A 13748-nucleotide genomic window follows, 5' to 3' on the forward strand; every position below is an offset into this window, starting at 1 on the left:
AAATCTAGCGTGCAAGACTACACTGTACTACAAATAACAGAGTTATAATCCATTGAATATGACCTGTTTGAATCAGAATCTATATTTGACAAAATTGAATTAAGAGTATCTATCAGTGATTTAAACCCTGAAACAAGTTGAACCACATCAAAATGCCCACTCGGGTCCCATCTATTTATCGGGTTACTACTACAATAAGTATAAGGATTAATACTCAGCGGATTGGTAATATCCCCTTCATAACTATCCTTCGATATAAACCTTCCGATTGTCGGGTCATAGTACCTGGCCCTGAGATAATAAAGCCCGGTCTCCTCGTCATAATATTCCCCGGCATATTTCATGGGGTTTACGATCTGTTCCTGGGAGCTTAAGATGTTGCCCCACTCGTCATAGCTATAGCTGTTGACGGTGTTGCCAGCTTCGTCTATAACCTGGATCACATCGCCGTGGCCGTTGTAAAGGTAGTAGTAATAAGTACCGTTGACCTGCCTTGCTAGCGCTTTGTGACCCCAGATGTTCTGGGCGCTGACCTGGCCGGTTCCATCTGATTCGGCGATCACCAGGCCGTTGTCATCGCAATAGTAGCGGGTGCTGCTCGTGCCGCTGTCTTTTTCAGTCCTTAACCCTTCCGGATCGTAGCTGTAGGCAGTGCTGCCGCTGCCGGTGAAGGAAGCCAGTTCATCCCAACTGTTGTAGGCAAACTCTCCGGCTTTGAAGGTTTCGGGATCGATGGTGGTCACCGAGCCTTTGCTGCGGTTGCCCCGGCTGTCGTAGCTGTAATTGATTTCTTCTCCGTTAGGGCGTTTGATTCCTGTCAGTCTGTTTAATGGGTCATATTGATAAGTAGTGATTTGACCATTGGCGGTTACTGCTATGATATTGCTGTTTTTATCATAGGCGTAGCTGAACTCGGAGAGAATGTTGGCCCCCATTTTATTAGTAAGTTCTGTCAGCCGGTTGATGTTGTCGTATGTATATTCAGTTCTAAGTCCATTGGGATAGTTGACAGCCTTGATCATGCCGTCGTCGTAATATTCGTAGCTGAAGGCTTTGCTGTCGGTTGTAATGGTATCGATTCTATTGAGGCTGTCGTACTGATAATTGACGGTCTGGTCGAAGGGGTCGGTGATTTGGATACGGTTGCCCACGTCATCATATTGGAAATCTACCGCATAGTTGCCGATTTTACGCTGGCTGGTTAAACCAGTTGAATAATACTGATAGTCTAAAGCTTCTCCGGCTCCGCTCTGACTGCTATATACGGCGGTTCTCTCCACTCCGCCCAAGGAATGATAGTAGTAGGTCAGGGTATCCGGGCCTGCGCTCATCTCTTGCAAGCGGTTGTAATTGTCATATTCCATGGTGGTGATTTTGCCGGTGGCATCGGTTACCACAACGGGCAAGCCGTTTTCGTCATATTGATAGCTGACGGTCTGGCCTTCGGGTTCGGTTTTGACGGTCAGCAGGCCGCGTTCGTCGTAGCCCTTGGTGGTTATGAAGTCTTTTAGGCCCTCACTCTGCTTTACCTGACTGACGTTGCCTAAGCGGTCATAGTCATAACCGGTCTCCTGATTGAGGGGGTCAATAACTTTGATAAGCCTATTCAAGGGGTCATACTGATATTGGCTCTGGTTATTTTCAGGGTCGGTATATTGAATCAGATTGCCCAGATAATCGTATTCAAATGTTTCTTCCACTTCATTGGGCTGGCCCCAGCCGTCGGGATAGCCGCTGCGAGATATCTCTCGGCCCCATTGATCATAGGTTATCAAATGATGGTTTTCAGCGGCACCGGTAGATTGGGGTACGAAGTAGGATTTCTTGGTGCGGTTCAGGATGTCATATTCATATACCTGCTGGTTGCCCTGGGTGTCGGTGATGCTCTGCAGACGACTCCATTCGTCCCACTCATAGCTGGTTTGATGATCCAGGGGGTCGGTTGCGGATATGATCTGTCCATAACATTGAATCCATATTGGGTGGTGATCCACTGATCTTTCTCAAAATCATACTTGCGGCTTTGTTGTAACACTCCGTGGTCATCGTAATAACCAACGGTTTCAAAGAAGGTTTCCGGACCGCTGCCGTCATCCCAGGTACGGTACAGGTGCACCCGGAACAGGCTCCGGTTATCCAGATCGGCTACGATGTAGTCGCCATAGTCGTAGTTGTCCTCCACGACATATGAACCATTAATTCCTACCGAACTGGGATAGGTGACTTTGGTCAATCTGCCTTGATCGTCGTATTCGTAGCCGGTAATATTACCTGCGGCGTCTTCCGCACTGGTTACCAGGCCCCTAACAAATTCATATGTGTTCTCGGCGGTGCTGCTCTGGGCCTGGTTATTTTCGGTATAGAATTGGGTGATGGCAGTCGGGTAAGCATCATAAGCACCGGAATAGTCGTAGGCAGTGGTGCTGGTTAAGCCATCTTCATGATTAACAAGCACTTTAGTGACATTGCCCATATGATCATCATCTTCATATCGATAATCAGTGGTCTCTCCTTTGGCGTTCACTGTGGTCTGCAAGCGGCCGTTATAGTCATATATACTGCTTTCCGTAAGCCGGATACCTTCATCCTGGTTATAAGTTTTAGAGGCCAAGAATTTAAAGATGGGATCATACGTATAGCTGATGGTATGCTGCTCTTTGGCCGAAGCGTCATCCCATTCCGTCTGGGTCAGAGGCCTGGTTTCCGACTCGATCCCACCCCAGTCGTTGTAGGTATACCCGGTATATAAGGCATCATTGTATGTAGCATCATATTGTTTTGTTGATATTTTTACAGGCTGGTTCTTAAATTTGGTGTCATATTCTTCAAAAGTAGTTGTGTCTCTTTCACCATCAGCCTTGATCTTAACAATTTGGTCTTTTACCCAGCCTATCGGACTTCCATGAAATATTATATTAGTCTCCAGCCCATTATCCTGCTGAATGGTACAGGTATAGTTTGCGTTAGTAAATGTATAATAAAAGTTACGGTGATAGGAAGAATAACTTGTTTCATCGTTGAAATTAAATACTGATAAAGCCCCTTCATAACTGTAATTCTTTACTAATCGCGGGGTCTGAGAATAATCATTTTCCAGCTGCGGGAACTCCCGGCGACTGCTAACGCGATATACTTCATGGGATCCAAAATTTCCCAGAAATTTTGATTTTTTGGTATAATCGTACTGAATTTTAGAATTACGGACACTAGCATTACTGAGTAGGGCCTGAATCCCTGATGTGGGTGTCGCCCCGACGTCAAATTTCCAACTGACATCCTGGCAATTATACTCATAGGTATTGCAGGTATCGCCGTTGTCACTGCTAAATAGGGTTGAGTATCTGGTTTCATAAGCTTCTTTGCCTGTTCCACAAGTAATTAGATTCCGGTTGCGTGTGTACGTATAGTTTACGCTGTCTGTCTTATCCGGGTTGTTAACTGTTACCGTAATAGTACCTGCATCTCCTATGTCTTCATTCAATGTATCAGTATATTCGAAATCGATTTCTCTTCCGATGCTATCAGTGATCTTCGATATCAGCGGCCACGCCTTGTCCAACCTGACTTTGTCTAACCAGGCATAACCCGAATAGTTCCCGCCCCCAAAATTAACTTGAACGTAATGAGTATTAGGTCCAGTGGTAAAAAACCCCTCCTTAAATTCCCAGGTGTTTTTTTCGGTAGCATCAAGCCTAATAGCACTCCCTTGTCCTGAGCCATAAAGATTTCTGTACTGCGAAACAGATACAAAAGTATGTCCTCCTGAAAGCTGATCATTCATGTAACAGCTGACATAATAGTTGGTGTTTGGTTCTACAGCGATATAATCTGTTTCGCTAATACTCGACTTACCCCAAACATAACCGTATTTTAATGAAGAATTATCATCTTTGCCGAAAGTAGTATCATAGTTAAAACAATCAGTTGGCAATCTATATTCATTTGAATGCCAGGCTCTGGATTCCGGATTTTCGAAATCACCGTTAATCACCAGATTTGAAACAGGCAGTTCTTCATGGTTGAAAACAATGCTGTTGCCAAACCGGTCCACAATACCTAGAAGACGTCCGTCATCCGCAAAATAGGTTTTGGTCTGGTCCGTTCTGATCACTGCATACGCAGAATCAACCTGTGTGTTGTTGAAGGTGGTGTCCTTTTCAAATCTGATATCATCACGGTGATACTTCTCAAGGTTGCTGTCATCCGGGTCATCTGTGAATTTGACATGATATACCGCACCATCACCGGTATGGTAATATAACTCCTGCGCGTCGTCATCTTCATCTTCTTCGTCTGCTTTATCCTTCTCAACCTGTACGGAAGGCAGGGTAAGACTCCAACCTACTCCCAGGCTATATCGATCGAGGAAATAGGTGGAATGACTATTGTATCCATTAATACCATCCCCTTCAATCTTCCGGTCCCCAAACATAGCTTGATTACTTTGATAAAGTCTTCCTAAATTAAGATCCAGCCCGTTTCTACCCGGAAGTTTGATGTCGGTTACCTTTAAGGTGAGATCGCCAGATAACGGAGATATGACTTCATCAGTATCGCGGAGCGCCGAATATTGTTCGTTTACTACTCCATTGATCGCTGACGGTCCAACCAGCGTATTATAATAGGCTTTTTGCGATTCAGCCTCGCTCATCAGGTTAACTATATCCGTCCCAATCAATGGTTCCAGCTCCGAAAAGCGATTGGCTTTTTTATTTTCCTTTTCAGACTTATCCTTTTCTGCTTCGGGGTCGGGTGGATGTATATTGGCAGGATTATTCAGCTCTGTGATATCATCCCCTGCGTGTGCAGGCGGTTCGCTCGTATTATTTTGATCTGTGGGCGGATTTTCAGTTTCATTACCGTTCGTAAAATTGGTGTTTTTGCCGTTCGCCAGATCGGGGGCATTCTCTGATTCATCATTTTCGCCTTCTTCAATAACTCCCTGACCATCTTCCTTAAGCGATAGATCATCGGGCAGCAAGATTTGATTTTCAGCAACTCCCGAATCAGTATCATCTAACAAAGTATCGTTCTCACTATTTTTCAGCCCGTTATCTGCTTGTGTCGGCTGGGAACCATCCTGTAATGGGTTTTCATCTTCATTTGATGAAACTGGTGCATCACCCGAGGCACCCGAATGCGAATCCCCGTTCTCCGGGAGGAGTCCTTCCTCCGGGGATGTCCCCTGATCAGGATCAAGGTCATCTTCCTGCGGATCATTTGCTTCGGTTGGTTGCTCGGGGTCTTCAGGGGTTGGTCCATTAGGATCTTTCTCAACCTCAGGCACGATTTCTTCAGGTAATTGTTCATCTGCAGGATTCGCTTCATGCTGAATGAGCTGATCGAAAATATCAAGCATGCCTTTATCTTTTAGCGTCTGATAGATAACGGAATCTCGGTAAGGTTGATAGCCTTCTCCGGGCAGGGTCAGGTATACCGTTTGGGGTTCGGGCACGGATTTTTCCTTGGGGATATCAAAAGGCACTTCTTTAGTAAGCTTTAATTTCAATTCTATAGCCGGATCTTTTTTGTCTTGCTTTATTAGCTCCTTGTCTGAGCTTTTTTCACTTTCTGGAAGCTCATTTAAATCCGATGATTTTTCTTCACTCACGGTAGGCACGGTTGCAGTATTGGCGTTTTCAGTAACGGTATTTTGTTTATAAGTTTGATCTGCAAATGCGGACATTGGCAGAGCGGTTAAGACCATCAAGGCTATCAGCAAACAACAAATAGCTTTATTGCGCAGTTTAAATCCATACATCACTTTCATTCTCCCTTACCCCCCTGCCTTTCAGTTTTGATCGATGGTCCGGTTGATCAAGCTGCCATTGTCATCATATTCATAGTGAATGACTCCGCCGGACTGCAGTCTGATTTCCTCCAGACGGTTGCTGTCGCTATAAAAGTATCGGTCATACAGAGTAGTGTATTTTTCTACCGCATTCAGATGGGTAGTTCCGTCATATCCGCCTATGGCGTAAATATCCCAGCCGCTTTCCGCCAATCCCAGCCCGCTGCGTGCATAAAGCATGTCGTTTTTCAGCGTCCAGGTATCAGATGCGGGATCATACTCAGCCATACTACTCAGGTATTCCCCGTTATAGCCTCCTACAGCATAAATCCTGCCATTGACGGCAAGGCACCCTAGATCAGCACTTGCCCACGGCATGTCGGTCAAACTTACCCACAGGCCAGTATCCGGGTCATACCTCCCCACTGAATCAAGGTAATTCATGCCATCATAACCGCCCACCACATATATCTGATCATTTAGTACTGTTGCGGTAAGACCGCTTCTTATGACTGACATGCCGGATAAGGTTGTCCATAGGTTCGTTTCGGGGTCGTAAACCTCCATTGTCGCCAAGTGCTGTGCGCCGTTTCGGCCCCCAAGAGCGTATATTTTATTATTCCACGCAACAAGGGCCAGGTGTGACCGGGTAGTAGGCATTGGTACTTTCGTGGTCCATGAATCGGTTTTGGGATCATATACTTCCAGCTGGTTGAGTACGGATGTATTTTCTCCCCCTGCTACATAGATCTTTCCGTTAAGTGCGGCTATACCTGCATAACTGCGGGCGGTTGGCATGGAGGTCATAGTCATCCAAGTGTTGCTTTCCAGATCAAACTTCTCAAGGATTTGCAGATCGTTCTGGTCCCTCTCTCCGCCTACAGCATAGATGTTACCGTCTACCGCGACAATCCCCGCACCACTTCTTCTAGATGTCATATCCGCCATTTGGATCCAGGTGTCAGGACCAATCGCGCCTGAACTGGGTCTGTAACGATCAGGTAAGTATTGTTCGTTTAAATTCAATGCCCCCGATGCATTGCCGCCGCCAACGGCATATACTTTTCCGTTTACTGCTGCCATACTTAGGTAAGCACGAGCACCAGTAAGATCAGTTTTTATCTCCCATATATCAGCGATAGGATCATAGACCTCAAGATTTGCCAGATAGGCTCCGTTATAACCCCCACCGACAAAAATTCTGCCATTCAAGCTGCAGATTCCGGCTCCTTGCCGGGGAATGGTCATGGCTGTTTTGGTTGTCCAGGTATTGGTGGTTGGATCATATTCTTCTATGACATTCAAATTGCTGAGACCGTTGAATCCTCCTATGGCGTATATTTTCCCGTTTATTACAGTTGCTCCTAAGCGGCTCCGGGCAGTGGGCATAGGAGCTCTTGCTCTCCAGGAATTTGATAGGGGATTATATTCTTCAACCGCGTTCAAGTAGTTCTGACCGTTGTAGCCGCCTATGGCATAAAGCTTTCCATTCACTGGGGCCAGGGCCAGTTCGCTGCGGGAAGCAAGCATGTCTGTTTTTGGAGTCCAAGTGTTGCTTAAAGGATCGTAGGCTTCCAAAGTGCCAACATGACTACTGCCATCAGTGCCGCCTGCCGCGTATAGTTTTCCGTTTAAGGACGCTAACCCCAAGCTATGTCTTGCAATATTGAGACTGGCCACGGCAGACCAATCATCTACTGTGGAATCGTATTTTTCAACGGATGCAAGCGTTGTCCCAGCATTTATTCCGCCTACTGCGTATACCGATTCATTTATAGCTGCAGCAGCTAATTTCTCCCGTGGGGCTGTCATTGAAGAAGCAAGCTGCCATGAGTTTGGTGCTTGTTCCTGTGGAGCAATTATTCCTGGGTTGAATTCATGAACATATTGATAAACCCCGCTACTATCTAGACCCCCAATAAGGTAAGCCCTATCATTTGTTGTAATACACGACATTAGAGCTTTGGCTTCCGGCATACTGCCCTCTGTACTCCAGGAGTCGGTAATCGGATTGTATGCTTCAATAACATCCAAGCAACCAGCACCATCACTGCCACCCATGGCATAAATCAGGCCACCTATGTTAACAGCCACTAACCCGTATCGAGCCTTGGGCATGTTTTGTTTGCCAGTCCAAGTGTCTGTCTGCGGATCATATTCATAAACTGTATTAAGCGGGTTGTTATTGGTGTCTTGTCCGCCGATGACATATATTTTCCCGCCACAAGACACTGCCCCAAGCTTACTGACTATAGCTGGCAGATTGGCTTTGGCGGTCCAGGTGTTATTAACAGGATCATAAACCTCGGTAATGTTTGAATCGATTCCGCCAATAACGTAGATTTTGCCGTCAATTACAGCGGTTCCTGGATTCCTATGGTAACCAGTGCAGCTCGCTTTTGATGACCAGGTATTTGTAGAAGGGTCATACATTATGGTTGAACGGGTAATACCAGCTGGGACGGCACCGGCAACTACAAATATTTTATTGTCGACCGAAGCACAGCCAAGTCCATACCGAGCTTCCGGCATTGCCCGTACGGTGCTCCAGGAATCGGTTTCAAAATCATAAACCTCATTAAGTGCTTTCTTATTGTAATATGTATCGTCGATGCTACCTCCAAGAGCATAAATCTTCCCCCCGGCCTCAGCTGCTCCGAGTTCATAGCGTGCAGAAGGCATATTAGCTTTTTGGGTCCATTTTTCGGGCTCTGATTCATTCTTGGCAGGGTCATATTCCTCCACTCTAGTTAGAACACGCGTATCACAACCGCCAATAGCTAATATCTTATTATTTACTGAGACGACATTTGCTTTATAGCGTGGGGTGGGCATGGAGACTCGGTATTGCCAGGTATTATCCTGCACATTATAAGCCATTACATCACCATAATATTGCCCATCACTATATCCGCCTATAGCGAAAATAGTCCCGTTTACGGTTACCGCTCCGAATTGATCCCGCGGCGCCAACATATTTTCCCTAACTGTCCAGGTATTGTTGGCCGGGTCAAACTCTTCTACGGTGTCCAACCATCCATTATAAAAACCACCCAGCACATAGATTTTGTTCGCGTTGACCGTTACAGCCATCCGGCATCTGGGCGTTGGCATACTTGCTTTGGCTGTCCAGGTATCTGTGACAGGATCATATTCTTCAACTGTACTGAGATATGTTCCATTGTATCCACCGATCGCATATACTTTTCCATTACAGGATACGATCCCGGCATCGCCTCGTGCTGTAGGCATAGAAGATTTAGTCGCCCATGTATCAGCCTGATGTTCGTATTCCTCTACGGTATTAAGATACTGTGATCCATTATATCCGCCAATGGCATAGAATTTCCCATTGATTTCTGCTACCCCTAGTGCTGCCCTCGCAGTGGGCATGTTGGTTCTACCCACCCAGACTCCGTTATTCGAATTATATTGTTCCACGGTATCCAAGAACCCGTTGTTATAACCGCCAATTACATAGGTAAAATTATTAAGTGTACTTGCTCCGAAAGAGATTCTTTTAGACGGCATATATGGTCTGGGGTTCCACGCTCCTGGCTCAATATCTAGAGTTCTGACCCAACTGTACACCGTACTGCTGCTAGTACTCCTCCCTCCTATCCCGTACAGTTTCCCTCCAGCTACCACGGCACCCATGTTGCCATATGCGTTTACCGGGGTTAAAGTACTCCATTCATCTTTGTAAGGATCGTAAGCCTCCACAACTCCAATGCTTCCGTGGATTCCATATATGATGGCTCCCGAGCTCGACATATATAAGTTATTGCTGGTGGTTGGCATGCTGGCACGAGTGTGCCAGACATTTGCGATTGGGTCATATTCCTCTACGAGATTTAAGTTTCTATCCCCATCACCACCGCCTATAGCATATATTTTTCCGTTCACCGCACCTACATGTACGGTTCGAGCAGTCGACATACTAGCTTTATAGGTCCATGTATTGGTAGTCGGATCATATTCCGAAACCGTTGATATATATTGATCGTTTTCCCAGCGTGTATCATAATAGACTCCCCCCAGGGCATAGATTTTTCCGTTAAGGTTGCATGCCCCCAGGCCACGCACAGCTTGAGGCAAATTGGCCCTGGCTGTCCAAACATTGGTATCTGGATTATATACATACATACTGTTTAAATCCGTTCCATTATCGTCAGCTCCGCCTAATACATAGATTTTGTTATCTAAGACGGTTGCGGCAAAAGAAGCCCGAGGAATTGGAAGACTGGCCTTTGTAGTCCAGGTATCGGCAGCAGGGTCATACATCTCCATTTTTCCGGTAACCCCACCCTTTACATATCCACCCATGGCATAAATTTTGCCCTTGCATTGGACAGCAATTACGTTGGCCCTTCCAGCGGACATATTAGCTACACTTTGCCACTGAGGAATGGAATACAAATGGTACTCTGAATCATGTGGGAAATCTGATCCTGTAGAACCACTATTATTAGCAGCCACCTGAGTAATGGGACTGTTGCTGGAATCAATTGCTGTTACCGCATTATAGCAATTGATTTTGCTGTGGTTGTTCACCTTACCTATAAGAGAAGAAAGACGGTCACATCCGTTAATAATATTGGTTTTGATCTGGAGCGAACTTAATTCTTCATTTGCAGCGCTAACCAGAGCGGCTTCTGCAGAAACAAAAGCTGCTGCCATCGAAGTCCCTCCGCTGGGTCCATAATCATTGTCAGGTAAAGTGCTTATTATCTCTTCTCCCGGCGCTGCAATATCTACTACATCCGCGTTATAGTTGGAAAATGCCGAAAAAGCCGCCGATTGATTGAAAGAAGCTACAGTAATAACGTTGTCTAGCTGGTAAGATGCCGGATAAACTGGATAGGAAGATAGATCCTGACCATTATTGCCGGCCGCAGCTATAAACAGGATCTCGGGATGAGATTGGATGACCTCAAATAAGGCTTGATTATACTGGCTGCTTCCCCAGCTGCAATTTACAATTGTAGCCCCCATTTGTGACGCATACTGTATTGCATTGATAATATCGCTAGTATATGCGGTTCCGTTCTTGAAGGCTTTTAAAGACATTATTTGGGCTTCAGGAGCAACACCGGCTATCCCTATGCCGTTATCCTTTTGTGCAGCAATAATACCTGCAATATGGGTACCATGCCACTCATCAGACATGTTTTGGGGATCGTGTATTAAGTTATCGTTACCGCTGAAATTCCATCCCCAAATGTCATCTATATATCCATTATCATCGTCGTCGATTCCATTACCGGGCAATTCCATTGCATTTACCCAGATATTGCTATGCAGATCTTCATGGGTTATGTCGATACCGCTATCAATAACAGCAACACAAACGCCTTGACCGAGAGATTCATCCCAGGCCGGGACTACATTGGCATCGAAACTGTATTGTGGCGAGGTAGTAGTTGTCTTTTCATCTCCAGGAAGTTCTATAGATTCTGACCCTTGATAGAATTGACTGTCTATACCCCATTGCTGATTATAATAGGAATCGTTGGAGACCATCGAGATGGCGTAATCAGGCTGAATATATTCTATGTCCGAGAATTCCGGCAGGGTTCGTAAATCGCTGATTATTGTGTCTTTATCGGTTGGTTTGGAAGTTACTATCAATTCAAATTCTGATCTACCTAATTTTTTGATTGTCTTAGCCTTGTAAAAATGAGCCGTCTTCGGGTTTTCCCTGGTTATATCAGCCGTTCCCCGTTTATATTTAATCAGAAATCTTGTTGTTGCATTGGCCGAAACCGAGGGCGTTACAATTACCGGTTCTATGGCTTGATTGACAGGTAGATTAACAGGGCTGATATCCAACTCGCCTTTAGCGACACTTGGAAATATCAAAATAAAGCATAAAAATAAATAAATTGAACGTTTTAAGCCTATTCTACAAAATTTTACGACTGGCCCCACTATATACCCCTCTCCCCTCGACAAATTAAGTGAATATTTATTTATTTTTGAATATTGTATACATTTTCCTCCCTCTCGGCACAAACAACCGGTAAATGAACATAAATGGCCGCGATAAGAGCATGAACGATATTATGTAAACTAAAAGGTTCAGGGAATAACATTTTATTTTGAAGGCTTGATTTGAGAGGTTTTAGTTTTAGGATAAACGCAAATGCGTTGCATAACGGGGCAATTTAATTATCATGAGGCCTGTCGGTTCACGAGAACCAAAAGCAGTATTCGCACTAGTTTCGCAGATAACTGCGGTTGCGTTGGTTTGGAAGAAATCTTTTGATCAATATTTTAAGGGTGATTTCCAGTTCCTCATCAATATTAGGATCATCACTCTTCTACCTGTGTTTGCATTACGGCGGAAGTATGGTGAATTTTCGGGTAGCCCTGTATGAGGCGCCTTGATAGCTGCCGGTGGAGATAACCGTATATTCGCGGGCCATACCATTCATCATCGAAGTGCCGCTGACCACACAGTGAGCGCCATTCGGCAAAGCTATATCCGCTTGAAGGGGATCGCTCTGACTGAAGGGCCGGTGGGTCAATTGGCAGTGTGCCCAGGCCAGCCCGGCATCAGCAGCCTGCCAGGCTTGCAGACTGCTGCGGTCCCAGTACACGATGTTCCCGTTGATAAAGGCGGTCTGCAGACCCGCCATTACAAACCCGCTGCAGGCCAACATAACCACCAGAACCAGTATAACCGCATTGCCTCGTTCAGATGTCTTCAAAGCCCTGTATCACCTCGCTGGCATAGCGATTGTATGTAAAATTGCTTATTCCTTCACAGTGGGAACCGCCTTGTTCAGCGGAAATAAGCATGACCACCGTGCCTGGATTATGTATGGAGAAGTTCAGGCTTTCGATATATTCCGCCAGAGGCAGCGGAGAACCGTGATTGCTGTCGCGATAAAGCTGGCCGCTATCCACGTAATAATGCAGCATCTCATCGCTCATGGTCAGAAACAGATGCGGCCCGCTAACTGCGTTTTGCCCCGTGGCGTCCTTTACCTGCACCTGAATAGAGCCGGCCAGATCCACGCCCAGATGCTGGCGGGCCCGCCTGACTGCGTATTGAAGATCGGGAATATGCTGAAGCTTTTCCGCCACCAGGAAAGCATGCCAGAACAAGGCCATAACGCTTTGCAGGATAAGCAGCAATAGAAACAAGGCCAGTACGGTTTCCAGCAATGTCAAACCAGACTGGCCTTTTAAACCTGACAAGAATTTACGGAGGAGCGTACAACAGGGTGTACATCTCCACTGCTTTTTCAGTTTGTCCACCATCCCAGTTAACCCTCACCTGAATTTCCAACAATTCCTCTTGAGCATCATAGGGCTGATAGCCGATCTGCCAGGGATAGATGTTCTCTTCTACCGGCTCGCCAAACAACAATTCACGAGCATCCCTACCGCTTAAAGGCCCGCTTGCCAGGCCGCCGGGGTCGGCGCGGTAATAATCCAGAATCCCGAAAGCCAATACCGAGGCCTGAGTCTGCCGTTCGGCCTCTTTTACCCAATGCCCGCTGACGCCGGCGATCTTAATGATGGAGCCCGATAACAATCCCAGCAACAATAAAGCCACCAGAACTTCCAGCAAGGTGACTCCGGCACAGTTCCGAAGTTGACTGCTGCGGGCTCTCAGACCTTGTCTGATCCTATTCCCCACGGCTCAGCTCTGCCAGGGTATAGGCCGCTCCGGTTACGGGGTTGGTGGGAATGGATTTGATGTAATCATTCGTAACCAGTTCATTCAGATCAGCCACCGTATTGCCTGTATTGGTCTCGTATAAATCACAGGCGTTGTTGAGCATATCCAGATTGGCTTGATTGGCTTTAGTCTCAGAGTCTGCTAGTATATTGGCGAATCTGGGCACCACCAATCCGGCCAAAAGGGCCAATATGGCCATAACCACAATAAGTTCGATTAAGGTAAAACCCTGTTCCCCTTTAAGCTTTGACCTTATTCTCATTA

General features: G+C 46.0%; 7 protein-coding genes. All 7 read right to left on the reverse strand.

Going from position 1 to position 13748, the window contains the following annotated elements; all coding sequences use genetic code 11:
* Nucleotides 1-17: 17 nt before the first annotated feature.
* The 7 genes from B2633_RS06615 to B2633_RS06645 all read right to left on the reverse strand — a co-directional run bounded on the left by B2633_RS06615 (nt 18) and on the right by B2633_RS06645 (nt 13746).
* Nucleotides 18-1952 carry an RHS repeat-associated core domain-containing protein gene (locus B2633_RS06615; RefSeq protein WP_483169869.1) on the reverse strand — a complete coding sequence of 645 codons (1935 nt, stop codon included), beginning with the start codon at nt 1950-1952 and terminating at the stop codon, nt 18-20.
* Complete coding sequence (locus B2633_RS06620) at nt 1835-5770, reverse strand: RHS repeat domain-containing protein (protein WP_483169860.1); 3936 nt, start codon at nt 5768-5770, stop codon at nt 1835-1837. The genes B2633_RS06615 and B2633_RS06620 overlap by 118 nt, the downstream gene beginning before the upstream one ends.
* Before the next feature lie 21 nt (nt 5771-5791).
* Complete coding sequence (locus B2633_RS06625; protein WP_483169861.1) at nt 5792-11722, reverse strand: Kelch repeat-containing protein; 5931 nt, start codon at nt 11720-11722, stop codon at nt 5792-5794.
* Between the two features lie 407 nt (nt 11723-12129).
* On the reverse strand, nt 12130-12504 hold the full coding sequence (locus tag B2633_RS06630; protein WP_481040626.1) for a hypothetical protein: 375 nt from the start codon (nt 12502-12504) through the stop codon (nt 12130-12132).
* Nucleotides 12491-12997, reverse strand: coding sequence for a hypothetical protein (locus tag B2633_RS06635; protein ID WP_481040628.1), 507 nt, complete (start codon nt 12995-12997; stop codon nt 12491-12493). The genes B2633_RS06630 and B2633_RS06635 overlap by 14 nt, the downstream gene beginning before the upstream one ends.
* Before the next feature lie 4 nt (nt 12998-13001).
* Entirely contained in the window at nt 13002-13442 is a 441-nt protein-coding gene (locus B2633_RS06640) for a prepilin-type N-terminal cleavage/methylation domain-containing protein (RefSeq protein WP_481040630.1), read from the reverse strand.
* Entirely contained in the window at nt 13432-13746 is a 315-nt protein-coding gene (locus B2633_RS06645; RefSeq protein ID WP_481042998.1) for a competence type IV pilus major pilin ComGC, read from the reverse strand. Before B2633_RS06645 ends, B2633_RS06640 begins: the two co-directional genes overlap by 11 nt.
* Nucleotides 13747-13748 lie beyond the last annotated feature (2 nt).

Origin of the sequence: Syntrophomonas sp. UBA1041 (assembly GCF_002316705.1) — a bacterium.
GTDB lineage: Bacteria > Bacillota > Syntrophomonadia > Syntrophomonadales > Syntrophomonadaceae > DTU019.

Coding starts and splice junctions, on each gene's coding strand:
- B2633_RS06620 (WP_483169860.1), bottom strand. CDS start 5,770: ATGAAAGTGATGTATGGATTTAAACTGCGCAATAAAGCTATTTGTTGT.
- B2633_RS06645 (WP_481042998.1), bottom strand. CDS start 13,746: ATGAGAATAAGGTCAAAGCTTAAAGGGGAACAGGGTTTTACCTTAATC.